General features: G+C 68.4%; 20 protein-coding genes. 9 read left to right on the top strand and 11 right to left on the bottom strand.

What is annotated here, in order from left to right:
• Window positions 1-128: 128 nt before the first annotated feature.
• On the bottom strand, window positions 129-839 hold the full coding sequence (locus tag Vlu01_RS24395; protein WP_204003685.1) for a class I SAM-dependent methyltransferase: 711 nt from the start codon (window positions 837-839) through the stop codon (window positions 129-131).
• On the bottom strand, window positions 836-2683 hold the full coding sequence (locus tag Vlu01_RS24390; RefSeq protein WP_204003682.1) for an FAD/NAD(P)-binding protein: 1848 nt from the start codon (window positions 2681-2683) through the stop codon (window positions 836-838). The genes Vlu01_RS24395 and Vlu01_RS24390 overlap by 4 nt, the downstream gene beginning before the upstream one ends.
• Before the next feature lie 590 nt (window positions 2684-3273).
• Between Vlu01_RS24390 and Vlu01_RS24385 the strand changes: the two genes are divergently transcribed.
• On the top strand, window positions 3274-4077 hold the full coding sequence (locus Vlu01_RS24385) for a hypothetical protein (protein ID WP_204003680.1): 804 nt from the start codon (window positions 3274-3276) through the stop codon (window positions 4075-4077).
• A 112-nt stretch (window positions 4078-4189) separates the two neighbouring features.
• Here the strand turns inward: Vlu01_RS24385 and Vlu01_RS24380 are convergent, their stop codons facing one another.
• The 4 genes from Vlu01_RS24380 to Vlu01_RS24365 all read right to left on the bottom strand — a co-directional run bounded on the left by Vlu01_RS24380 (window position 4190) and on the right by Vlu01_RS24365 (window position 7498).
• Window positions 4190-5017, bottom strand: coding sequence for an SAM-dependent methyltransferase (locus Vlu01_RS24380; protein WP_204003678.1), 828 nt, complete (start codon window positions 5015-5017; stop codon window positions 4190-4192).
• Between the two features lie 236 nt (window positions 5018-5253).
• The gene (locus tag Vlu01_RS24375; RefSeq protein ID WP_204003676.1) at window positions 5254-6075 is read right to left on the bottom strand and encodes an alpha/beta fold hydrolase; all 822 of its coding nucleotides are present in this window, start codon (window positions 6073-6075) and stop codon (window positions 5254-5256) included.
• A gap of 19 nt (window positions 6076-6094) precedes the next feature.
• The gene (locus Vlu01_RS24370; RefSeq protein WP_204003674.1) at window positions 6095-6664 is read right to left on the bottom strand and encodes a DJ-1/PfpI family protein; all 570 of its coding nucleotides are present in this window, start codon (window positions 6662-6664) and stop codon (window positions 6095-6097) included.
• A gap of 90 nt (window positions 6665-6754) precedes the next feature.
• Entirely contained in the window at window positions 6755-7498 is a 744-nt protein-coding gene (locus Vlu01_RS24365) for a GntR family transcriptional regulator (protein ID WP_239096100.1), read from the bottom strand.
• 312 nt (window positions 7499-7810) lie between these two features.
• Between Vlu01_RS24365 and Vlu01_RS24360 the strand changes: the two genes are divergently transcribed.
• The 7 genes from Vlu01_RS24360 to Vlu01_RS24330 all read left to right on the top strand — a co-directional run bounded on the left by Vlu01_RS24360 (window position 7811) and on the right by Vlu01_RS24330 (window position 16327).
• Window positions 7811-9196 (top strand): sugar ABC transporter substrate-binding protein, encoded by a 1386-nt coding sequence (locus Vlu01_RS24360; protein WP_239096099.1) that lies wholly within the window; start codon window positions 7811-7813, stop codon window positions 9194-9196.
• A gap of 38 nt (window positions 9197-9234) precedes the next feature.
• Window positions 9235-10143 (top strand): carbohydrate ABC transporter permease, encoded by a 909-nt coding sequence (locus tag Vlu01_RS24355; protein ID WP_239096098.1) that lies wholly within the window; start codon window positions 9235-9237, stop codon window positions 10141-10143.
• Window positions 10143-11054: a carbohydrate ABC transporter permease gene (locus Vlu01_RS24350; RefSeq protein ID WP_204003665.1), complete on the top strand. Its 912-nt coding sequence runs from the start codon at window positions 10143-10145 to the stop codon at window positions 11052-11054. The genes Vlu01_RS24355 and Vlu01_RS24350 overlap by 1 nt, the downstream gene beginning before the upstream one ends.
• Entirely contained in the window at window positions 11054-12121 is a 1068-nt protein-coding gene (locus tag Vlu01_RS24345; RefSeq protein WP_204003663.1) for an ABC transporter ATP-binding protein, read from the top strand. Before Vlu01_RS24350 ends, Vlu01_RS24345 begins: the two co-directional genes overlap by 1 nt.
• Window positions 12121-13197: an ABC transporter ATP-binding protein gene (locus tag Vlu01_RS24340; protein ID WP_204003656.1), complete on the top strand. Its 1077-nt coding sequence runs from the start codon at window positions 12121-12123 to the stop codon at window positions 13195-13197. Before Vlu01_RS24345 ends, Vlu01_RS24340 begins: the two co-directional genes overlap by 1 nt.
• Window positions 13198-13465: 268 nt before the next feature.
• A complete protein-coding gene (locus Vlu01_RS24335) occupies window positions 13466-14926 on the top strand; it encodes an NAD-dependent succinate-semialdehyde dehydrogenase (RefSeq protein WP_204003655.1) in 1461 nt (486 codons plus the stop codon).
• Window positions 14927-15043: 117 nt separating this feature from the next.
• Window positions 15044-16327, top strand: coding sequence for an iron-containing alcohol dehydrogenase (locus tag Vlu01_RS24330; protein ID WP_204003654.1), 1284 nt, complete (start codon window positions 15044-15046; stop codon window positions 16325-16327).
• Here the strand turns inward: Vlu01_RS24330 and Vlu01_RS24325 are convergent.
• The 5 genes from Vlu01_RS24325 to Vlu01_RS24305 all read right to left on the bottom strand — a co-directional run bounded on the left by Vlu01_RS24325 (window position 16302) and on the right by Vlu01_RS24305 (window position 22773).
• The gene (locus Vlu01_RS24325) at window positions 16302-18359 is read right to left on the bottom strand and encodes a SpoIIE family protein phosphatase (protein ID WP_204003652.1); all 2058 of its coding nucleotides are present in this window, start codon (window positions 18357-18359) and stop codon (window positions 16302-16304) included. The two genes, Vlu01_RS24330 and Vlu01_RS24325, sit on opposite strands and share 26 nt — an antisense overlap.
• Window positions 18360-18426: 67 nt before the next feature.
• On the bottom strand, window positions 18427-19245 hold the full coding sequence (locus Vlu01_RS24320; RefSeq protein ID WP_204003650.1) for a cysteine hydrolase family protein: 819 nt from the start codon (window positions 19243-19245) through the stop codon (window positions 18427-18429).
• 30 nt (window positions 19246-19275) lie between these two features.
• Window positions 19276-20925, bottom strand: coding sequence for a gamma-glutamyltransferase (gene ggt, locus Vlu01_RS24315; protein ID WP_204003648.1), 1650 nt, complete (start codon window positions 20923-20925; stop codon window positions 19276-19278).
• Entirely contained in the window at window positions 20922-21101 is a 180-nt protein-coding gene (locus Vlu01_RS24310; RefSeq protein WP_204003646.1) for a hypothetical protein, read from the bottom strand. The genes ggt and Vlu01_RS24310 overlap by 4 nt, the downstream gene beginning before the upstream one ends.
• Window positions 21102-21111: 10 nt before the next feature.
• A complete protein-coding gene (locus tag Vlu01_RS24305) occupies window positions 21112-22773 on the bottom strand; it encodes an L-lactate permease (protein ID WP_204003644.1) in 1662 nt (553 codons plus the stop codon).
• Between the two features lie 394 nt (window positions 22774-23167).
• Between Vlu01_RS24305 and Vlu01_RS24300 the strand changes: the two genes are divergently transcribed.
• A complete protein-coding gene (locus Vlu01_RS24300; RefSeq protein ID WP_204003642.1) occupies window positions 23168-23809 on the top strand; it encodes a GNAT family N-acetyltransferase in 642 nt (213 codons plus the stop codon).
• Window positions 23810-23821 lie beyond the last annotated feature (12 nt).

Raw genomic sequence — 23821 nt, 5'->3', positions numbered from 1 at the left:
CTGTCCCGAAGCCCGTAACCTTCCCCAGATACATCGAGCCCCCGTTTGAATGATGTCAATTGTCGGTGGATTGGAGAATGGGCGGTCGGTCGACGCCGGAAGGGGCGGCCCTGACCACTAGTGCGGCGTCACCGCCTGGTCCGCTTCCGAATGGTGAAGGCGAGACTCTCGTGCTCGTGGAACCAGGGCCGGTATCCGGCATGCGGCGGCTCCGTCCAGCGCAGCAGTTCCACCGTGGCGACCTCGTCGCTGACCCCACCGGCCTCCAGATACGCCGTCAGATCGTCGCGGTCGTAGAACTTGCAGTAAAAGCCGGCGTGGTCGAGGTACTCCTTGGGCCCGGTCTCGACCATTCCAGGATCGGTGACCTGGCAGTCGTTCATGGTCCACATGTTCGCGACGATGTGTCCGCCGGGTCGGCAGATCCGGTACAGCTCCTGGAGCGCCTTGACCGGCTCGGTGAGGTGGCCCAGCAGATCCCAGCAGAAGATGCCGTCGACGGCGTCGTCGGGCATGCCGGTGGCGAAGACGTCCACCGCGCGGAGGACGACATTGTCGGCGTTGGCTTTGGCGATCACCCGTCGGGCGAGGTTCATCGCGTTGACGGAGGTGTCGCCACCGATCACCACCGTTGCCGCCTGCGCCAACGGGGACAGATTCCGTCCGTCGCCACACGGCAGGTCCAGCACGACCATCGCGTCGTGGTCGGCGAAGAGTTTTGCCGCGTTCACCACGTACGGCACCGGCGGATCACCCCAGAGGTTGGGGTGCCCATCGAGCTGATACGCGTCGTTCCACTGGTGCTTGGCAGCCTCGTCGGCCTCGGCCAGAGTGCTCATGACTGCAGTCCTTTCTGCTGGTGGAACATTTCCGCGACGCAGCGGTGCGCGTCGACGAATGCGCGGGAGTATCCCGGGGTCGGGATCAGGTGGTTGTAGAAGGTGGGGCCCTCACACAGCGGACCGATCAACCAGAGACGCGGATCGCTACCGTCCGCACCCACCGGATGCAGATTCGCGTCGACGTCGGCGGCGTGCACCACGGCGCTGCCGGGTGCGTGCCGGCGGAGCCGTCCTCGCCGGTACAACGAGCGCACCAAAGGGCTGGCTGAGGAGTGCACGGCGGGCCAGGGTGAACTGCCGGCGCAGAGCCAGTCGGCGTGTTCGCGGTGCACCCTGGCCAGGCGGGTGGAGGTCAGTTCCCAGCGACCCGTACGGGGGTCGAAGGCGGTGCGCGGCGCGGGTCCCAGGGGAAACCGGATCAGACCGGCCTCCGCCAGGGTGACCAACTCGTGGTGGCGATCCTTCTGCGGGCCGACGACGGCCCGGTTCATCAGGGGCACGACCCGCCCGAAGAAGTGCTCCCGGCAGCCTGGCGTGAGGCCGTGGGCAGCGACCGCGTCGCGCAGGAAATCCCGGACGTCGCGGATCGCCTCCAAGGCGGCCTTGACCGGGCTCCCCAGCACTCCCCGGTCGGCCTCGTCGAGGTCGGCCCGGATGGTGGCCAGCAACCAACGCTGGTACGTGTCGCTGTCCTCCAGGCGCGCGGCTGCTGCGTTGTCCCAGAGTTCGGCGGGATCGATTCCGCCCTGCAGCCGGTCGAGTGAGTCCACCGCAGCGACCAGCGTGCCCTCAGCCTCAGCCTTGGCCAGATCGGCGGCCAATTGCTGCTGCGCGTCCGGTCCGTCCCTGAGCAGGGTGCGGCACCGGTGGTAGGCAATCCGCATCTCGATCATCAACAGGGGCAGAATCGCCTGGTCGACGTCGATCGGCCCGGCGTCGCGCAGCCGGCGTACCGCGGCCCGGGTGAGCGCGATCGGTGGGAAGGCGGTGGAGATCTCGGCCCGGTCCGGCCGTGCCCGGAACGGCATGCCGGATCGGGAGTACAGCAGGATTCGCGGTTCGGCACCGCTCGACCGGTACCGCAGAGCACCGCCCTGCCGCTCGAACCTCCCGCCGCGTCCGACCGTGAGGGTGGCGATGACGTCCATCGCCGACAGTCCGAAGCCGGCCACGGCGACGGTCTCCTCCGCGCCGATCACGTCCAGCCGCCGGGGCAGCGGGTACGGGTCGATGATCCGACGGTCCGCCCCGGCATCGTGGGCACCCTCCGGCGGCGGTTCGTTGCTGGTGTGTCCGATCGTCAGGAAGGCGTAGTCGGTGCGGACGTGGGAGCCGTCCGCCAGGGTGATGGTCACGCCACCGCGCTGGTTGGAGTCGAGGTCCACGGCGGCGGAACGATGCACCGTGACCTGCATGCCGGCGGGCACGCCACGGCGTACCTCCGCAAAGAACCAGCGCAGGTATTCACCGAGGACGCGTCGGGGAAGGAAGTCGGTGGGTCGGATCGGTCGGCCGGCGGGCCCGAGGGTGTGTCCGTCCTCGGCCAGCCGCAGGCCGCGCTCGGTCACCCAGCTGTGCAGATCCGGGCCGACCGGCCCACAGTACGACCCGACCGACTCGTCGTCGGGATACATGGAGATTTCACCGCAGAGCGTATTGAGCAGCAGGTAATCCGGCTGGTCGATGTCGTGCAGGCCCTGCCCGCCGGATAGCGGGTCGATAATCTCCACCCGGGTGGGCGCACCAGGTACACCGAGCCGGGCCAGCGCGACGATACGTTCGAATACGCTGCACCCTCTCGAACCCAGACCAACAATTGCCACCGCGTACTCGGACGGCATTCGGCACTTCCCCCGTGACACGAAACGATGATCGCCACCATCACGATGTTCAAAAAGGACTCGCTGCGGCCTCATTCACGGCAGGCGAAAACTCCGGATGAACATTCGGCGCACTTCAGCGAGGCGACGCCAACCTGCCTCGACCTTGCGAACAACAGAATCCACGGTCAAGCGGACGCAGCAGATGTTTCCACCGAATCCTATATCGACGTGACGGCGGCCCGTCAATGGACATCCACATGTTGGACACGGCTCATGGTGGCGCGTACAGAGACTTTGCACATGCGCATTTGCATTTGCGGTGCGGCAGACGTTACCGGGCCCGATCCGGGCCTGTCAATCCGGTAGATCATAGAGCTTGTCGTTATGCGGGCATCCCCCACAGGACGAGTCCGTGATCATTCATAGCGGTCGCGGGATCGCCAACAGCGGTCGAAGCTTCCCTGTGAATTTTGCACGCCACCCGTTTGCGCTGGCAGTAGTCCCGGCCCGAGATCGCCCCGAGCGTCGACTTCACAAACAGGTACGCCGTCAGGGACGTGCGCGGCGCCGAGCTCGACCATGGTTGAACCGCCGCGGAGAATAAAACGATGGAGACGACCGAGGTCATCCTCTACCGCTTCCGGATCGAGCTGCCACGAGGCGACACGATTGTCGAACGGGAGGCCAGGACGACGGTCACGCGGTGGGACAACGAGCCGGTCGCGGTGCTGACTGCGGTGTGGGTCGACCGTTCCCGGTCTCGCACGTTCATCGACCGTGACCTGGCCGACCGGTTCGGTCTGCGCCCTGCCCAGCGGGACTGGCTGTTCCTCACGATGGACCTCGACCCAGCGACGGCCACGCAGTGGCGTGCCGCAGCGGAGAGCTACCTGACCGCGATCCAGGCCGCCGAGCGTGACCGGCACGCAGCCCGGGAGCATCCACCGCTGTTCCGGCGCAAGGCCGCCGCCGAGCGCGCACGGGTGCGGCACCGCGCGGCGCTCGATGCGGCGGACAATGCGTACGCGCCGGTGCGGGAGGCGGCCTCGCGGTTACTCGACACGGTGTACGCCCCGATCGCCGCGCGGGAGAAGGCCATCGCGGCAATCAGGGGTGCGCCGATCTGGAGGTACGTGCGCAAGGGCGACACCGCTCATGTGCACGCGGCCGCATCGGACGGCTCGACCGCCGACCAGCTCATCTCGGCGATGGAGCGGCAGAAGGGGATCACGGCGTTCCGGTGGGAAGCTGATGCCGTGGCGAAGGCCGTGGAACTGCTCGGCGACGAAGGATTCGAGCTGTGGTGGCACCGGTTCGCCGGGAACTGGCAGTACCGGCTTGAGCAGAAGAAGGAGCAACCACGGCGGCCGGGCGGCACCGGCCTCGCCGGTACCGGCGGCTTCGGGATCTGAGTGCGGCAGCAACGTCCTGATCCTGCGGCGTCGGTCTGGATTCTGGCTGGGCCCGCTGACCAGAACCTGCGTGCCGGCGACAATGATGGTCGGCGGGGTACGTCGCGACAGCCTACGGTTTGCGGGCCAGCAGTCCGACGAAGGTGTGGTAGGTGTCGGTCTGCTTCGGAGCGGACGTGCCCGGATCCGGACGCCACTCGCCCAACGGCACCAGCCCCGGCTCCAGCAGCGCCAGCCCACCGGCGAAGGAGAGGATCTCCTCGTCGGTACGCCAGCGGCCGGTGCCCAGCGACTCGTTGAAGACCCGCTCGACCTCACGGGCCTTACGCGAGCCTTCCGGGTCCCGCTCGCCCGGATCACGGAAGTGCGAGATCGCCACGTAACTGCCCGACGGCAGCGCGTCGATCAACTCCGCCGCCACCGCTCGCGGCTCCTCGTCGTCGCCGAGGTGATGCAGGATCGCGAAGAGCAGCAACCCGATCGGCCGGTCGAAGTCGAGGAACCGGCGGGCGTCCGGATCATTGAGGATCTCCTGCGGTCGCCGGATGTCGGCCTGGATCACCGTCGCCGTGCCCTCCGCGGAGAGCAGCGCCCGCCCGTGCGCCAGGACGATCGGGTCGTTGTCCACGTACACCACCCGAGCGTTCGGGTTGTGCGCGGCGGCGACCTCGTGCACATTGCCCTGGGTGGGCAGTCCTGACCCGATGTCGAGGAACTGGTCGATGCCAGCCTCGGTGACAAGGTAACGGATCACCCGGCGCAGGAAGGCCCGGTTCGCCTGGCCGGCGGCCGGCCCGTCCGGGGTGATTCGCAGGGCGTGCTCGGCGACCTTACGGTCGACCTCGAAGTTGTCCTTGCCGCCCAGGAAGTAGTCATAGACCCGGGCCACGCTGGGAACGGTGAGGTCGATTCCGGGAGGTGCGGCCTTATCGCGGGTCAATGGCTTCTCCATCCGATTCTGATCACCGCACCGGGCGCTGTGGTTGGTGGCCCCGAGCTCTGTCCGGGAGTGTAGCGATCGGACGGTCCAGATTGTCACCCCGGTGGTATCGCTCCCAGCGGATTGGCCCAGCGCAACCCCGCAACCACGCGAAACGTCGGTGACGCAGTGGCCACCAAACGAACACCGTGCGTGCTGAGCTACTCGGATTCGGACCGCAACCCGTCGCAGCGAACTCAGGGACAGCGGTCCTGGCCGAGGAAGCACGACAACAGCTGCCGGAACTCGTACGGGTACTCGACTGCCGGCACGTGCCCGCAGTGGCCGAGCACGTGCAGACGGACATCGGCCAGGTGCTCGAGCAAGGGCCGCGTTGCCGTCTCGAGCGGGGTGACCCGATCCTCGGCGCCGTGCACAAGCAACACGGGCACGCGGACCGCTGCCAGCATCTGCGCCGAGATGGTGAGCTCGTCGACCCATCGTGCCCTGGGTGGAGGAAACAACGACGCGTACGCGGTCGCCCCCGCTCGCATCGCCGCTGCCCGGGCCTCGACGGCCGAATCGGTCACCAGCGCCTGGTCGAGGACGAGGCGAGTCAGCATGTCTCGTGCCCCGGCGGGGTCGGCGGAGGCGGCCCAGACCGCGTCGAGCTCGGCGGAGAGCGGCGCCCCGGGGGCGCCCATCGTGGAGACCGCCACGACCCGCGTGACCTGCCGGGGACGCGCGGCCGCCAACGCCAACGCCACGGCACCGCCCATGGAGTGACCCACCACCGCGTATCGGTCGACACCGAGAGCATCCATCAGGCCTGCGGCCTGCTCCGTCCACAGCCGGCGCCCACCCCTGCTACCCGCCGGGACAGGTGTACGGCCGAACCCCGCCTGGTCAGGAGCCACCAGGTGCCAGGACGCGCCCAACGCCTGCACCGTCGTCGCCCAGGCGCCGGACCCGGTCGTGCCGGGCCCGGAGCCGTGCAGCATCAGCACCGCGGGCCCGGTGCCGCTCTCCAGGACGTGGACAGGGGAGCCGTCGACGGTGACGGTCCGACGTGTCGTCACCGGGGCGGGCCAGGTGTGCTCATGCCGATGCGGGACTGACGGACTTCGAGAAGACCTCCATCATCGCCCTGCCGAACTGCGGCATGTCGGGCCACCCCCGGCAGGAGACGAGGTTGCCGTCCACGACGTCGGGGGCGTCGATGACGGTCGCACCGGCGTTCTCCATGTCACCGGTGATGGGTGGGAAGCACGCCGTCTTTCGACCCTTCAGCAGCCCATACACCGCTGGTACCTGCGCGCCGTGACACACCAGCGCGATGGGGAGGTTGCGCGCGAAGAAGTGCTCGGTGATGCGCCTGACATCGTCGTGCACCCGGATCCACTCGGGTGCACGTCCCCCGGGAATGATGAGGGCGTCGTAGCGCTCGACGTCGACCTCGGCCCAGGGCACGTCGACTGGCAGCTTCCGGCCGTTCTTCTCCACGTAGGCGTCGGAGTTGGGGTCGAACTCGTGGATGACCAGTTGCACGTCACGCATCGTCAGCGACGAGACGTCAACGTCCCAGCCCCCCTCCTGCACGCGATAGTAGGGATACATGGTGTCGAGCTCTTCGGCGGCGTCGCCGGTCAGGAGCAGCGCTCTGGGCACCTGCTTCTCCTCGCATCGGGGGGACGGGTGAAGTCGATCAAAATCAGATACGATCCGATTGGGCTAGCATTCCTCGGCCCGGCCCGCCCGTCAACCCTCCACTGCCACCGCGTCCGCGTCCTTGACCTCGTCGAACAACCGTCGGAAACGCTCGCCGGACCGCAGGATGTGTCGACGCATCGCGTAGGCGGCGGCGTCGGGGTCACGCGCGGCGATCGCGGCCACGATCTCCTCGTGCTCGGCCATGGCCAGGTGGGTGACCTGGGCGTCGTGGTGCAGCCGAAAGAGGTGCACGTGGCTGTGCAGGCGAGCAAGCGCCTCACGGATCACCTGGTTCTCCGCGCTCAGGGCGACGAGATCGTGGAAAGCGGCGTCGCGGAGACCGAAGGCGCCGTAGGCCGTGGGCCCACTACCCCCTTCCAGTTCCGCCATCTCCTCCAGCATTCGCCGCAGGCCGGCCACCTGCTCCAGGGACGCGCGTTCGGCCGACCTACGCGCCGCTGCCGGCTCGAGGAGCAGACGGACCTCCAGCATGTCCTCGAATCGCTGGCGGGTGATCTGGGGCGGAATGCGGTAGCCGGCATGGGGCACCCGCACGACCAACCCCTCGGCCTCCATCCGGTTCAGAGCGTCGCGGATCGGCGTCTGCGAGACCCCCAGCTCTCGCGCCAGCACGTCGATCGTGACGCGGGAACCAGGCTCGATCCGTAGTGACATCAGCTGTCCGAGCAGCGCGTCGTACACCTCGTCGGCAAGCCGGCCGCCGGATCTTCCCGACGGCGTTCCGCCCGTCACGGCCCGACGGCCCCGCGCGATCATTCCTTCGTCGTCCATCGTGACGTGAGGTCCCTTCTTGCGTCTTCGCGTACCTGTTGACATCAGTCACAACTCTGCGACATGCTGACGCCCCAACCGGATCGTATAGGAAATCAGGCGATGACCCGCCGACCTGCACCGGCGGTACGACGATCCAGCAGAGCGCGGCGTACGCGTGACACCGGGCCGCCGGTCGGCCCGCGCGACGCCTGAACAACCAGCACCTGATCGGCGAAGCACATAGCGAGGTTGCAGAAGTCCCCACCCAGAAAGCAGGCGAGAATGCGGCATCCGCAGCAAATAGGAAGAATGTCCGCTCCCCGGCGAAAGGTGCAGCTGGCGACGGCAGCCATGCTGCTGGTGGCCACGACCATGGCGGCCTGCGGCGATGGCCAGGACGACGGCGGGAAGGCGAGTGCCCCCAAGGCGCCGGCGACCATCCCGGAGCTCACCACGGACCCGCTGACCCTCAGCTTCATCTGGTTCGACTGGCCCCCCGCGCAGGCGCTGGAAACCTTCGCGAACACGGAGTACAAGAAGGAACGACCGAACGCGACGATCAAGGTCAACACCGTGCCGAACGCGAACTGGCACGACGCGATGTTCACCCAGTTCGCCGCGCGCAAGACCGACTTCGACATCGCGATCCTGGACTCGCAACACATCGGCGAGGCCGTGACGAACGGCAACATCCTCGACATCACCGACTTCGTCAAGACCAACATCGACGTCGCGGCCTACGACCCGTACCTGCTGGCGGCCTACGGCCAGTTCCCCCAGGCGGAGACCGGCAAGCGCGACGAGAACGCCAGCCTGTACGGGTTGCCGCTGCTCGGCGACACCTGGACGATGATCTACCGCAAGGACCTGATCGGCGACAAGCCACCGCAGACCTGGGATGAGATGATCTCAGTCGCCGAGAAGTGTCAGGCGGACAACCCTGGCGTCAGCGGGTTGGCTTTCCACCAGGCCAACGGCTCCGACGCCGCAGCCGTCACCTACAACACGGTCAACGGCGTCTACGGCGGCAACCTCTGGGATTCCAAGACCCGCAAGATCGACGGCGTCCTCAACGACGCTGCGGGTCATGAGGCGATGGACGTCCTGGTCAACAAGATGAAGCCGCTGACCGCCAGGGGCTCCGGCAACTGGTTCATCGACGAGGTGAACGCGGCGGTCGCCCAGGGCAAGGCATGCATCGCGTTCAACTGGATCGCCGCGAGTGGTGGCCTGCTCGATCCCAAGCAGTCGACGCTCGGCACCACGCGGGAACAGATTCTCGACAAGCTGGGTTTTGCCACCCTGCCGAGCCAGAAGACCGACCTGGTCCCTCTCGGCGGTATGGGGATGCACGTGTCGGCCTACTCCCCCACGGCGAACCAGACTGAGGCACTGAACTTCATGAAGTGGTTCCAGCGGGCCGATGTCCAGAAGAAGTGGGCCGCGGCTGGTGGCGTGCCGTCGCGTACCGACGCCCTGAAGTCGCCCGAGTTCCTCAATGCCGGGCCGTTCAACCAGGTGTACGCCGACTCGGTACCGCGGATGCGGGACATGTGGAACGTGCCCGAGTACGCGCGCCTCGTCGACATCGAGAACACCAACGTGAACGCGGCCCTCAACGGCGCGAAGAGCCCGAAGGAAGCGCTCGACGACATCGCCAAGGAGCAGCAGAGCGTGCTCGACTCCAGCAGCCGCAAGGGCGGCGGCGGACTGTGAGTGACCCCGTCCCTTCGACGACCGACCACCCCGGGCAGGTGGCGTCCGCGACGCCACCTGCACCGGGCCGGTCCCGCCGGCTGAGCGACCGCGTGCTCGCCACGGTCTTCATCTCGCCCGCGCTGCTGCTGTTGCTCGCGATGTCGGTGTTCCCGTTGCTGTGGGCGTTGTACCTGTCCTTCACCGACTACTCGGCCACTCGCGGAGGGCCCGCCCGTTTCGTCGGGTTCGGGAATTACACCGCCATCCTGACCTCGGCGCAGGTCCACCAGCGGGCCTTGACGACGTTGATCTACGTGGTCGGGGCGGTCGCCCTGCAGACCGTGCTCGGCTTCGGCATCGCCTACCTGATCTCACGGCGCACGCACGGGCGGGGACTGCTGACCACCCTGTTCCTGGTGCCGATGATGCTGTCGCCGGTCGTGGTCGGGCTGTTCTGGCGATTCATGCTCGACGCGCAATTCGGCGTGATCAACAGCATGCTCGGCTCGCTCGGCCTGGGGCAGGTGGAGTGGCTCACCCGGCAGCGAACGGCGTTGATCTCCCTGATCGTGGTGGACACCTGGCAGTGGACGCCGTTCATCATGCTCATCGCACTTGCCGGCCTCACCGCGGTTCCCAAGTACCTGTACGAGGCCGCCTCCATCGACCGGGCGTCCGAGTGGTTCCGGTTCCGCACCATCACTCTGCCGCTGGTGTGGCCGCTGCTCCTCATCGCCGTGATGTTCCGGGCCATCGAGGCCTTCCGACTGTTCGACCTCGTCTACATCCTCACCAACGGTGGTCCGGGAGTCTCCACCGAGACGTTGTCGTTCCACGTCTACAAGGTGGCGTTTCTGGGCTTCAACACCGGAACCGCTTCGGCGTACGGGATCCTCATGGTCCTCGTCGTCATCGTCCTCACGCAGCTCTACCTGCGCTACCTGAACAAGCTCAAGGAGGGCTGATGGCCGTCTCCGTCGACGAGGCCGTGTCCACCGGTCCCACCCGGGAGCGCACGCCCCCCACACGCCGCCTCGGCGGCCGGGGCCGCTCCGTGCTGGAGATCGCGCTGCTGACCGTACTGGCCGTCGTGATGCTCTTCCCGGTGCTGTGGATGATCGAAACGTCCATCAAGGAGAACCGGGACGTCTACGCCGTTCCGGCCCAGTTCTTCGGCTTCTCGGTCACCATCGACCACTTCAAGGACGTGTTCGTCGCCCCCGGCGGCGGTCGTTCGGACCTGTCCGTCGCGTTCCTCAACTCCGCCGTGGTCGCCGGGGTTTCCACGGTGCTCGCCACCGTGCTGGGGGTACCAGCGGCCTGGGCCTACTCACGCTTCGCCGTCAAGGCCAAGAAGGACCAGCTCTTCTTCATCCTGTCCACCCGCTTCATGCCGCCCGTGGTGGTCGTGATCCCGATCTTCCTCATGTACCGCCAGGTCGGACTCATCGACAGCAAGCTCGGCCTGATCCTCATCTACACCGCGTTCAACGCCCCGTTCACGATCTGGATGATGAAGGGGTTCGTCGACGAGGTGCCCGCAGAGTACGAGGACGCCGCCATGCTCGACGGCTACACCCGGCTGCAGGCGTTCTGGCGACACACCCTCCCCCTGCTCGTGCCCGGCATCGCCGCGACGGCGGTCTTCGCCCTCATCTTCTCGTGGAACGAGTTCGTGTTCGCCATCTTCCTCACCTCCAGCGACAGCGTGCGGACGGCCCCACCCGCCATCGCCGGCCTCATCGGTGGCACCACGACGGACTGGGGCCTCGTGGCCGCCGCCTCCGTGGTGTTCGCCCTACCGGTGCTCGTCTTCGCCTACCTGGTACGCAAGCACCTCATCGCCGGTGTGACGCTCGGGGCGGTGCGACGCTGATGGCCGGCATCGAGGTGACCGCCCTGCACAAGCGCTACCCGGACGGAACGGTCGCAGTTGACCACGTGGACCTGTCCATCGACGACGGCGAACTGTTCGTGATGCTCGGCCCTTCGGGTTGCGGCAAGACGACCACGCTACGGGCCATCGCCGGCCTGGAGAGACAGACAACGGGCGACATCCGCATCGGCGACACGCTGGTCAACGACCTGCCGCCCGCCGAGCGCGACATCGCCATGGTGTTCCAGTTCTACGCTCTCTACCCGCACCTGAAGACCCGCGACAACCTGGCGTTCCCCCTGCGGGCCGAGGGACTGCCCAAGGCGGAGGTACGCGAGCGGGTCGCCGAGGCCGCCCGGCTGATGCGGCTCGGGCCGCTCCTGGACCGGCGACCGCGCCAGTTGTCCGGCGGGGAGCAGCAACGCGTCGCGCTGGCTCGCGCCCTGGTGCGACGACCACGCGCATTTCTCATGGACGAACCTCTTACCAATCTGGACGCAGAGCTGCGGGCGGACATGCGCACGGAGATCAAACACCTGCAGGGGGAACTGGGGGCGACCATGGTCTACGTCACCCACGACCAGGTCGAGGCGATGTCGCTCGGGCACCGGATCGCCATCCTCAACAAGGGTCGCGTCGAGCAGATCGGCACCCCGCTGGAAGTCTACGACCGCCCGGCGAGTCTCTTCTGCGCCGCATTCATCGGCTCCCCGCCGATGAACCTGATCGAGGTGGAGGTGGCCGACGGGAAGCTGCGCGGTCAGGGCGGACTGGCCCTCACGCCACCGCCCGGTCTGCCGCGTGACCGTCGCCTGGTCGCCGGCGTCCGACCGGAGGCGTTGGAGGTCACAGAACCGGGGGCGAAACACTCGGTCCCGGCCCGCGTGGTCTCGGTGGAATGGCTGGGCGACGAGATCATCTACGTGATCGACCACAGCGGCCAGCGCGACGTCCGGGTTCGGATGCCCCCGACGGTCCGTTTCGCCGCCGACGCAGCGGTCGGGCTACGGCACACCGGCAAGACCCCGGTGGTCTACGACGTGAGCACGGAAGAGCTGGTGGCCTGATGGGAACCGTGGCAGCACACGGGCTGTGTAAGTCCTTCGGCAAGGTCCAGGCCCTGGACGGGGTGACGCTGGACGTGCCGGACGGCTCGTTCTTCGTCGTGCTCGGGCCCTCCGGGGCAGGCAAGACGACGACCCTACGAGCAATCGCCGGGCTGGAAAAGCTTGACGCCGGGTCGGTGCATCTGGACGGGAGAGACGCGACCGGTGACGCCCCGGCCGCGCGCGACCTGGCCATGGTCTTCCAGAACTACGCCCTCTACCCGCGACACACGGCGTACGAGAACATCGCATCGCCGCTGCGGGCACGCCGCTGTTCGTCGAGCGAGATCGCCGCTGCCGTCGAACGGATGTCGAGCCTGTTGCACATCGAACGCCTGCTGCAGCGTCGTCCCGCGCAGTTGTCCGGCGGTGAGATGCAGCGGGTCGCCCTGGCCCGGGCGCTGGTCCGACACCCGCGCGCATTTCTCATGGACGAGCCGCTGACGAACCTCGATCTCAAACTCCGGGTCGAGATGCGCACCGAGCTCACCCGCATCCACCGAAGCCTCGGAGCAACCTTCGTCTACGTGACCAACGACCAGGTCGAGGCCCTGTCCATGGCCGACCACGTCGCGGTCCTCAAAGAGGGAAAGGTGCAACAGGTCGGAACACCGACCGAGGTGTACGAGCGTCCCGCCAACAAGTGGGTCGCCGGATTCGTCGGCAGCCCGCCGATCAGCCTGCTCGCCTGCCACGCCGAGGGTGACCGCCTGGTCGGTGCGCAGGGCTGGACACTGCCGCGGCCTCGCTGGACCACCGCGGAGGACGGTCGTGCGCTGCTGCTGGGCCTGCGCGCGGAGGACCTGTCCGTTGAGCAGCGTCGGGACGCGTCGTTGTCGGGGGAACTCTACGGTATTGAGCCGCTCGGTGACCGCACGGTGGTCGACGTCCAGGTGGGGACGGAGATCCTCAAGGTCAAGGCACGACCCACCGTCACCGGAACGCCCGGCGAGCGGCTGCTTGTCACGGTCGACCTGGACCGGGCGCACCTGTTCGATGCGGACACCGGACTGTCGCTGTCCGAGGCTGGGCGGTAACCGCGCGGGCGGCGACGGCACCATGCGTCCGCACGGCCATCGAACCTCAGCGGACCGTCGCCGCCGGGCACGGCCTGACAACGCTGAGACGGCCGTGGCGGCGAGATCGGTGGCGCGGGGCCGTCGCCCCGCGGACCGGAGCCACTGCCCCATTCGACCCGCTCGACACCCCTCGCCCGGACGAGGCGGGTGAGCCGTCCGGCTACCCGCACAGCGCGATCACTGAGGCACACCAGAGACCACCAGGAAGATCACAGGAGGCGAGGCATTGAGCGACCCGATGAACGTCCTGGCCCCCGAGCACCGGCGGCTCCGGATCGGCGAGACGTGGCGCGACGCCGCAAGCGGAGCCACCTTTGCCGTCGAGGACCCGGCCACCGGCAAGACCATCGCCGAGGTGGCGGACGGCGACGCCGTTGACGGGCTCGCCGCTCTGGACGCGGCGAGCACGGCAGCGGCCCCGTGGGCGGCGACCCCGCCACGGAAACGGTCAGAGCTGTTGACCGCGACGTACCGGGCACTGACCGAGCGGTCCGAGGAGATCGCCCGGCTGATAACGCTCGAAATGGGCAAACCGCTCGCCGAGGCTCGGGCAGAGGTGACCTACGGCGCCGAGTTCTTCCGCTGGTTCGCCGAGGAGGCGGTACGCGTCGAGGGGCGCTACAGCGCCGCTCCCGCAGGCGGATACCGCATCCTCACCGTGCCGAAGCCGGTCGGACCGTGCGTGTTCGTGACTCCCTGGAACTTTCCGTTGGCCATGGGCGCCCGCAAGATCGCCCCCGCGCTGGCCGCGGGCTGCACCACGATCACCAAGCCAGCAGGCCAGACGCCACTCACCATGCTGTTGCTGGCCCGCATCATGGAGGAGGTCGGCGTTCCCCCGGGCGTCGTCAACGTGGTGACCACCAAGCGTTCCGGCGCGGTGGTCTCCGCGCTGTTGGCCGACAGTCGGACCCGCAAGCTGTCGTTCACCGGGTCGACCGAGGTCGGGCGCGTGCTGCTCCGACAGGCTGCGGACAACGTGCTGCGTACCTCAATGGAACTGGGCGGCAACGCGGCCCTGATCGTCTGTGCCGACGCCGACCTGGACGTCGCGCTCGACGGTGCCATGGTGGCCAAGATGCGCAACATCGGGGAGTCCTGCATCGCGGCCAACCGGATCTACGTTGAGGAGCCGGTGCGCGAGGAGTTCACGGCGCGCTTCGCCGAGCGGATGGGCAGGCTCTCGGTGGGCCATGGTCTCGACGACGGCGTGGACGTCGGGGCGTTGATCGACGAGGCCTCGGTCACCGCGATCGACGAGCTCGTCGCCGACGCGGTCGATCGCGGCGCCCGGGTCCTGGTGGGCGGCGAGCGTCCGGAAGGGCCGGGCCATTTCTACCCGCCTACCGTCCTCGTCGACGTGCCCGACGATGCGCGGATGCTCCGGACGGAGATCTTCGGCCCGGTCGCGCCGATCATCTCGTTCACCTCCGACGACGAGGTGCTGGTGAAGGCCAACGACACCGAGCACGGTCTCGTCGGATACATCTTCACTCGGGACCTCCAGCGGGCGCTCCGGTTCACCGAAGGTCTGAACACCGGGATGATCGGCATCAACCGTGGCCTGATCTCGGACCCGGCAGCTCCGTTCGGCGGCGTGAAGCAGTCCGGGCTCGGCAAGGAGGGGTCGCACGAGGGCATCCTCGAGTACCTCGACGTCACCTACGCGGCGATCGACCTACCGTGACCGGCCTACCGCTCCGGACGCCCGCCGAGAATCACCTCGCCGACGCCATCCCGGTCCCGCAGGTGACCTGGACGTGCGTCCGGCACATCGCCGCCGACGTTCCGGAGAGGCACTGACATGCTTGAGACCGTCCGCGGACCACGCCAGCTGATAGTGGGCGAAGGGGTCGCACAGAACATCCCACGAGTGGTGGCCGAGAATGGCTCGCGCGTCCTCATCTTGACCGATCAGGTGCTGCTGAGGCAGCCGGCCGTGGCCGAGATCGTCGCCGCCGTGCGGGAGAAGGTCGAGGTCGTCGAGGTCTTCTCCGACGCGACTCCCGACGTGCCGCTTGCCGACGTCGCGCTGGCTGTCTCGGTCGCCGCCGAGGTGGACGCCGACGTGATCCTCGCCATCGGGGGTGGCACGGTGATCGACCTCGCGAAAATCGTCGGCGTCATCCGACGACACGGTGGGACGCCGCGCGACTTCTACGGCGAGTCGAAGGTGCCGGGGCCGACCATTCCTCTCGTCGCGGTCCCCACGACGTCAGGCACCGGCTCCGAACTCACCCCCGTCGCGGTGTTGACCGACCCGGACCGCGAACTGAAAGTGGGAGTTTCCAGCGTCCACATCGTCCCTGACTTCGCCATCGTCGACCCGGAACTCACGTACACCTGCCCTGCGACCGTCACCGCCCACTCCGGCATCGACGCGTTTTGTCACGCGGTGGAGAGCTACACCGCCCGGCCCCGGGCCCACGGACCGCGCGACCCGGTGGAGCAGGTGTTCCTCGGCCGCAACTCGATCACCGACCATTACGCGCTCCTGGCTGCTGAGCGGATCGCCCGGAGCCTGCGCCGTGCGGTCAGGGACGGAGGCGACACGGACGCGCGCGCGGACATGTCCTACGGGTCCATGCTCGCCGGGCTCGCCTTTTCCCACGCGGGCACCGCGGCCCCGCACGCCCTCCAGTACCCCATCGGCGCCGCCACGCACACGCCGCACGGCCTGGGCGTCGGGCTGCTGCTGCCCTACGCGCTGGATGCGGCCAGGGACGCCATCAGTGACCGGTTGGCCGTCCTCGCCGGGGTGTGCGGGCTCGACGTGACCGACGCATCGGATGCCGAGGCCGCGGATACGTTCCTCGCCTGGCTCGACGGGTTCCTTGCCGACATCGGTCTCCCGCCCACCTTGGCGGACATCGGGGTGGCACGCGCCGACCTCCCCCGCTTCGCGGAGATGGCCGCGGGTGTCACCCGCCTGATCCAGAACCATCCAGGCCCGAACGACACCGCCAGCCTGACCGCGATCCTCGAAGCGGCCTGGACCGGGGATCGAACCCGACACCTCCTGCCTCCGAGCAGAGATGGTGACCGGGGCCCGGATCGCCCGGTCAGCGCTCAAGCGGGTTCCGGGTGAGACAGAGCAGGGCGATGTCGTCGCGCCGCGGCCACGGTCCGACGTCACTGGCCAGGATGTGATCCAGGATCTCCGCCGGATCGAGCCGGGGCGCGTCGTTCACTGCCGCGCACAACTCCGCCAGGCCCCGGTCGAGCGGATGGCTGCGGTCCTCCACGAGTCCGTCGGTGTACAGCACCAAGGTGGCGGCCGGCGGGAGGTCGAAGTTGTTCTCGCGGTAGACAACGGAGTCGGAGACACCCAGGGCAGGGTGGGTGGAGAGGCGGACCAGGCCGGTGGTTCGTGCGTCGCGCAGGATCGGGGCTGGATGCCCGGCAAGCACTCCGGTCACCGCGCCCTCGGCGACGTCCAGCTGCAGGTAACAGCAGGTGGCCATGGTGTTCAACCGCAGAGCGCGGATGAGGTGGTTGACGTTGTTCATGACCATGGAGGGCCGCTGCCCGGCGATGGCGTACGCGCGCAGAGCGTCACGGACCTGACCCATCGTCGCCGCAGCCGCGGTGTTGTGGCCGGCGACATCGCCGATCACCACGGCGACACGGTCGGCACTGATGGGAATGATGTCGTACCAGTCGCCGCCCACCTCGGCGCCGCGCGTCCACGGCAGATACCGGGCCGCGTGCCGCAGCCCCGCCGTCTGCGGCAGCGTCGCCGGCAGCAGGGCATGCTGCAGCTCGGAGGCGATCGACACGCTGGTCTCGAAGAGCATCGCCCGCTGAAGTGCCTGGGCTCCCAACCCCGCCAGTGCTGTCAACGTCGACCTGGTGTCGGGATCGAAGTCGCGCGGTTCCCGATAGCCGACGACCAACGCGCCCAGCACCTCACCGGCCACGGTCAGCGGGAGAAAGGCCCACGCCTGGCGGGACCCGGGCGGGACGGCTGTCTCTGGGTCGGGCTGAGCGGCGTGAAACTGCGCCAGTGAGGACAGGTAGCGCGGCTCTCCGGTGTGGGCGACGGTCGCCGCCGGGTAGGGATGCTCGATCGGCAGATCATGCAGTCGCGCGACGACCTCCGGTTCGTACGCGGCGTGGTAGGCAAGGCGCAGGGACTGATCCTGGCGCAGGAGCAGCGCCAGCGACTGCCCGCCGGCCGAGGGCCGCAGCACCGATCCGATGGCGGTGTACACCTGCGCTGTCGTGCTCGCCGCCACCAATGCCGCGGTCACGCTCTCCAAGCTGCGGGCGCGGGCGGCGGCCTGTTCGGCGCGGGCGGCGCTTTCGGCCATCTGTCGCTGCTTGTCGACCTGCTCGGTGATCTCTCGAAAGGACACCGCGACATGACCGCCGCTCGTACGCCCAACCTTGATCTCCCACACCTGGCCGATCTCGGGATACGTGAGCTCCTGCCGCCACGGTTCTCCGGTCTCGGCCACCGTGCGGTAGCGATCGAACAGCCCGCTGGCCCAGCTGTGCGCAGAAATCTCGCTGAGCCGGTGACCGATCACATCCTCGACGCTGCAGCCGGTCAATTTGGCCCCGACCTGATTGACGAATTCACAGACGAAGTCCACGATTTCGTCACTGCCCTCCCGCACGGGACGAAACACCGTGAACCCGTCGAACGCGGTGTCGAGCATGTCGTACAGGCGTACCGCACCTGCCGACTGCGGAGACACCGTCACCTGGCGCAGGTCCACGCACCGAACGATGATCCCGTCGCGGTACGGACCCACCCGGAACTCGAAGTGTCCGGCGATGGACTGTCGCTCGTAATACACGTTGCGTAGGGCCGGGTTCCCCGTCTCCACGACCGACCGGTAGAACGGAAGCGTCCCGTCGTGCACGGTCTCCGGCCACAGGTCTCGGTAGCGGCGGCCGACCAACTCGCCGCGCGGCCGGCCGACCAAGCGGCAACCCGCGTCGTTGATGTAGACCAGCTCGAAGTCAACGATCAGGCTGCCATCGTGCACCGCCCGGGCCACCATCCAGCCCTGCGGCTCCAGGTCCAGCATGGCGAGCACCTGAACGTCAGGCAGCCAGTCGTCCACCTCGCCACCTCCCTCACGCGCCACCGCCGCGCGCACAGGCATCATCGCCTGCCGACATCACCTTCACCTAATGTCGTAGTCCCTCCGACGCAGCACGAGCGGAGACGCGCCCTCAACCGTTCTCAGCGGGGTAGGGCGTCGGGGAGGCGAAGGCCTCGGTGGTCATCGTGAAGCCCCAGCAGTTCCGCGCGTTGAAAATCACCGCATCCTTGCAGTAGGCCGGGCTTGAGGTGGCGGTGGCGTCGGTGAGGAGCACCGCGTTGTAGTCGAGGAAATAGGCGTCCTGCATGGTCGTCGTCACGCACTGGTCAGTGTTCACACCGCTGAAGAAGAGCGTCGAGATGCCCTGCGTACGCAGCACCTGCTCCAGGTGGGTGCCGACGAAGCCGGACATCCGCACCTTCTCGACATGGATGTCGTCCTCGTCGGCGTAGGGCTTCAACTCGTCGACGATCTCCGCGCCCCACGAATCGCTCAGCAGGACCGGGCCGTGGTCCAGGTCCTGCCCGATGCCGGCCTGGTCCGGGGAGTGCTTGAACGAGTACAGCGTAGGGGCACCGAGGTTGCGCAGGTCCGGCCGGTTGTGCCAGTACACCCAGATGATCCACATGCCGTGTGCCCGCGCCGCCTCGATGGCCCGCTGCACTCCCGGGATGGCTTCCCGGCAGGCCTTGTGGTCCAGTCCGGAGCGGTGCGTCCAGCCCCCGGGAGAGCAGAAGTCGTTCTGCATGTCGGTGATGATCAGCGCCCCCCGGCTGGGGTTGTCCACGATCGGCAGGAGCTGGGCGTCGAAGCGCATCAGCCGGCCCTCGGTGTGATGCGGGGACAGGTGCACGTGGTCGTCGGTGAGATACCACCGGTCGGCGCTGGCGGCCAGTTGCACCCCGCCCTCCGGGGAGCGGGCGTAGATCTCGCGGTGTGGATGCGTCATCATCTCTCCGGTCCGGTGGTCGGGGTCGGATCAGAATCCGAGCGCGGCGCCGTCGCCGCGCGGGTCGGCACCACCCTCAAGGAAACCGTCGGGATGGATCCGGATGGCGTGGGCGTGCCCCAGGTTGTCGTCCCAGTCCGGCAGCATCCGGACGGGTTGACCGAGCCGTTCCAGTTCGTGCACCACCGGGTCAGGGATGCGGCCCTCCAGCCAGAGGTCTCGCGACTCGGCTCCCCAGGTGCGGCCCATCAGCCAGCGCGGGGCCTCGATCGCCTGCTGGACGTCGTAGCCGAAGTCCACCATCCGGGTCAGCATCGCGACCTGCGTCTGCGGCTGGCCCTCCCCGCCCATCGTGCCGAGCGCCGCGTACGGGGATCCGTCCTCGCGCAGGACCATGCCGGGCATGAGGGTGTGGAAGGTGTGCTTGTCGGGGTCGAGCCGGTTGTGGTGCTCCTCGTCGAGGGAGAAGAACGATCCACGGTTCTGCAGCAGGATGCCGGTGCCCTCGGGGACGACGCCGGAGCCGAAATCGTGGTAGATCGACTCGATGAAGGAAACCACCATGCCGTCGGCGTCCACGGCAGCCAGGTAGCAGGTGTCGCCGGCGGGGACGGGGCGAACACCGGTCCAGCCGCCGGGGACTCCGCTGTCCAGCGCAACCGCGTCGAGCGCGGCCGTCGGGTCTATCCGACGACGACGCTCGTCGGCGTAGTCCTTGGCCAGCAACCGGTCCAGCGGGATGTCGTGATGCTTGGGGTCGGTGAGCCAGGCATCGCGATCGGCGAAAGCCAACTTCACCGCCTCGGTGGCGTGATGGACGTACTCGACGCTCAGATCACCCCATCCGGCGACGTCGTAGCCTTCGAGGATGTTGAGCATCTGCAGGGCCGCGAAGCCCTGCGTGCTGGGCGGAAATTCGAGCACCGTCAGGCCCCGGTACGTCGTCTCGATCGGCGCCACCCAGGACGCCGTGAACCCGGCGAAATCCTCCGGCACCAGCGGGGACTCGGCGACATGGCAGAGCCGCTGCGCCAACTCGCCCTCGTAGAACCCCTCGCGCGCACCCCGGCGGGCGATGGCCTCGAAAGCACGGGCGAGATCCGGGTTGACCAGTCGGTCCCCCTCCCGAGGGACGCGACCTCCCGGCAGGAAGATGGACGACGCGCCGGGGTCCTGGCGAAGCATCGCGGCGTCCTGCGGTAGCCACTGAGCCAGGGATCGGGACACCGGGAAACCGGAGCGGGCCAGGTGGATGGCGTCGTCGAACAGTTCGCCCCACGGCAGGCGACCGTGCCGCTCGTGCGCCTGACGCCAGCCGTCCACCGCCCCGGGCACCGTCAGCGCGGCGAGCGGGCCCCGGCTGGGAATCTCCTCGGTGTGTCCGGCGCGCTCGTAGTGCTCGCGGGTGGCCTTCGATCCCGCCGGACCGGCGGCGTTGAGTGCCTCGACCGGCCGGCCCGGCGGACGGATCAGGGCGAAGGCGTCACCACCCAGGCCGGCCATGTGCGGATAGACCACACACAGCACCGCGTTCGCCGCGATGGCCGCGTCGGCCGCGCTGCCGCCGCGGCGCAGAGCGTGCAGGCCGGCGCTGGAGGCGAGCTGATGAGGGGCGCTCACCATGCCGCGCTCGGCGCGGGCGGCGGGCCGTCCGGTGGCCGGTCCGTTGGCGCTGGTCATGACTCTCCCTCAAGGTTGACGAAACGCAGGGCGGTCAGGGTGATCAAGCCGGCGGCCAGCAGGACGGCGCCGACGACGGTGGCGACGTCCGGCCCGCCGGTGGAGCCCCAGCTGATCAACGGCATGGCGGCCAGCATGGCGATCAGTGCCGCCCCCTCGATGTGGAGCTGGGTCACGGTTCTCCTCTCAGATCAGGGCGATGGTGGCGACGCCGGTGAGCACGGCCACGACGGCCGCCCACGGGATGGTCTTGCGCAGGATCGCGCCCTCCTGGCCACTGATGCCGGTGGTCGTGGTGCCGAGGATGAGGTTCGTCGGTGCGACGACGTTGCCCACGGCCCCGCCCGCGCTCTGGGCGGCGAGCACGGCGGCCTGCGAGACGCCCTGGGTTTCCGCGATGGTGGTGTGCACGGGGGCGAACAGGACGTTCGAGGAGGTGCTGCTGTTGGTCACCAGCGCGCCGATGATGCCGATGATGTTGGCGAGGAAGGCGTAGACCAACGGTGGCGCCACCGCGGCGATGCCCAGCGCGAGCACCTCCGTCTGGCCGGTGTGGCTCATCACCGACGCCAGGACCAGGAAGGTGACCACGGCGGTCAGGGCCGGCACCGAGTCGGAGACGGTCGTCGACAAGATCGGCGGTGGATCGGCTCTGTCGCGCCAGGCCTGGAAATATCCTCGGGCCCGGTAGACAGGCCAGCTGACCAGGGCAGCGAGCAGCAGGAAGCCTCCGGGATCGGACAGCGGCGTGAGTGGCTCGTACGCCGCCATGCCCTCGTTGACGACCCCGAAACCGGTGCTGACCTCGGGGAAGGACGGCGCGAAGCTCACCTGTTCGAGCAGCGCAGCGACCGGTTCGACGAGCAGGACGAGCACCGAGACCACGGTGAGGACCGCGTAGGGGAACAATGCCCAGCCCAGGCCCATGACCGGCGCCGGCTCCTCGGTGTCGTCGGCGGATTTCTCCGCGCTCATGGCGGGCAGATCGTCCAGCGGCGCCTCGTTGCGGTAGCGCGACCAGCGGGAGAGCGGATAGAGGCAGAGCAGGGCGAGCGTGGCGGCCAGGAACGAGGAGAGCTCCGGGCTGACCAGGACGAACCCGATCTGCCCAGCACCCAGGACGGTGCCGATGATCAGGATCATCGGCAGGGCGTGCCGCACACCGGCCAGCCGTCCCATCATCCAGGCGATCGCGATCCCGGCCGCGAAGATCGGGATGAGCAGCAGCAGGGCGGTGAGCAACGCGGTCATCTGCGGGTCCTCGACATCGGTGACCTGCAGGGTCGCCACCCAGCCGACGCCGAGGGTGCCGAAGAACTTGGCCCACGCGTGCCCGATCAAGGGGATGACGACGGCGTACACCGGCCGGACCCGCAACGCCAGGAGGATCGGTGCCACGATCGCGATGGGCGCGCCGAAGCCCGCGATCCCCTGGGCGAACGAGGCGAAGACCCAGCCGAAGCCCAGCACCAGGAAAACTTCGTTCCTGCTCTGCTGCTGAACGCCGATCCGCAACGCGTGGAAAGCGCCGGCCGCCGTGCCGACCCGGTACAGCAGCAGGGCCGCGACGATGACGAGCAGAATCGGGACGGAGTCCCACACCCCCTTGGCGCCCGCCACCACCAACGTCTGCAGAGGTGCCTCGAACGCCACGACCGCCGCGACCGCGCTGAGGACCACGGCAAGCGGACCGGCCTCGGTGGCCCCCCACCCCAGCACGACCAGGAGTACGAGCAGCAGCAGGATCGGCGACAGCGCCAGGAGCCAGCGCCAGAAATCCACCGGCACATCGCCGGTCTCTCCGCTCGCTTGCGCGAGTACGTGCAGGTGCGCCGGCAATGACGACATGGACGGATGCTCCCGGGTTCGACTGCTGTGCCGAAACCTGCATACCCGGAGTTTTCCGGTCCACACGCCGCGCCGAGCATGCTAATGGTCAGAGGTGACGCAGGGCATCAGATTCCAGCGGTCGCATGGCGAGCGGCGCGGCGGGTAAGCGCGTGGCAGAGCGGACACGGGGAACTGCCCTGGCTGCCGGTGAGCGGCACGGTCCGGCATCCAGGGCCGGAATGCCTGGCCCTGACACCTGGGGGGCGACGTCATGCGGATTCCGCGCAGCATGATCGACGATCTCCGTCAAGGCATCGTCGCGCCGCCGACCCCGAGTCCGAGTCCGATGGACGCTGGTCGGCCGGGTGGTCGGCTCGTTCTGCGTCCGGCGAGGCGGACGGATCTGCCGGGGATGTCCCGCATGCACGTCGAGCTGCTTCCGATCGGACTCTTTCCCTCGCTCGGCGTGCGTTTCGTCCGCCGCTGGCAGCGTGCCTTCGTGGACTCGCGGCACGGCGTGGGTCTGGTCGTGATCGACACCGCTGCTCCGCAGGACGACGAGGTGGTGGGGTTCGTGCTGGGTACCAGCGACCACGCCGCTCACACCACCGAGCTGGCGCAGGACCGGCGCGCGACGGCGGCCCTCGCCATCGGCGGTCTCCTCGCACTGCTTGTCCGGCCTCGCGTCGCCGTCCGTGCCCTGCGAACCCGGATCCGACCATGGACCCGCCGAGCGCTGCGCCTACGCCGGACCGCGGGGGCGGCAGCGCGCACCGGGCCGCTACTGTCCCCGCAGGTGGCGGTCATGACCGCCCTCGCGGTACGGCCGGACTGGCGCAAGAGCGGCATCGGGGTGCTACTGGTCACGCGTTTCGTCGAGCTGGTCCGCGAGGCCGGCGCGACGTCGGCCGAGGCGCAGACGTCGATCGGCCCGCAGGGTGCGGTCGGATTCTACGAGCGGCTGGGCTGGACGGCTGGAACCCAGCGGCACACGCCAGGCGGCGACTGCGTACGCACGTACCACCTTGCTCTCGGCGCACGGCCGGCACCCTGACGCACGCCCGGT

This window comes from Micromonospora lutea, assembly GCF_016863535.1.
GTDB classification, from domain to species: Bacteria; Actinomycetota; Actinomycetes; order Mycobacteriales; family Micromonosporaceae; genus Micromonospora; species Micromonospora lutea.
The sequence above is the reverse complement of the archived record's forward strand: the minus strand, read 5'-3'. Positions and strand labels throughout refer to the sequence as shown.

Coding starts and splice junctions, on each gene's coding strand:
- Vlu01_RS24395 (WP_204003685.1), bottom strand. CDS start 839: ATGAGCACTCTGGCCGAGGCCGACGAGGCTGCCAAGCACCAGTGGAAC.
- Vlu01_RS24390 (WP_204003682.1), bottom strand. CDS start 2,683: ATGCCGTCCGAGTACGCGGTGGCAATTGTTGGTCTGGGTTCGAGAGGG.
- Vlu01_RS24385 (WP_204003680.1), top strand. CDS start 3,274: ATGGAGACGACCGAGGTCATCCTCTACCGCTTCCGGATCGAGCTGCCA.
- Vlu01_RS24365 (WP_239096100.1), bottom strand. CDS start 7,498: ATGGACGACGAAGGAATGATCGCGCGGGGCCGTCGGGCCGTGACGGGC.
- Vlu01_RS24350 (WP_204003665.1), top strand. CDS start 10,143: ATGGCCGTCTCCGTCGACGAGGCCGTGTCCACCGGTCCCACCCGGGAG.
- Vlu01_RS24345 (WP_204003663.1), top strand. CDS start 11,054: ATGGCCGGCATCGAGGTGACCGCCCTGCACAAGCGCTACCCGGACGGA.
- Vlu01_RS24340 (WP_204003656.1), top strand. CDS start 12,121: ATGGGAACCGTGGCAGCACACGGGCTGTGTAAGTCCTTCGGCAAGGTC.
- Vlu01_RS24330 (WP_204003654.1), top strand. CDS start 15,044: ATGCTTGAGACCGTCCGCGGACCACGCCAGCTGATAGTGGGCGAAGGG.
- Vlu01_RS24325 (WP_204003652.1), bottom strand. CDS start 18,359: ATGATGCCTGTGCGCGCGGCGGTGGCGCGTGAGGGAGGTGGCGAGGTG.
- Vlu01_RS24320 (WP_204003650.1), bottom strand. CDS start 19,245: ATGACGCATCCACACCGCGAGATCTACGCCCGCTCCCCGGAGGGCGGG.
- ggt (WP_204003648.1), bottom strand. CDS start 20,925: ATGACCAGCGCCAACGGACCGGCCACCGGACGGCCCGCCGCCCGCGCC.
- Vlu01_RS24305 (WP_204003644.1), bottom strand. CDS start 22,773: ATGTCGTCATTGCCGGCGCACCTGCACGTACTCGCGCAAGCGAGCGGA.
- Vlu01_RS24300 (WP_204003642.1), top strand. CDS start 23,168: ATGTCCCGCATGCACGTCGAGCTGCTTCCGATCGGACTCTTTCCCTCG.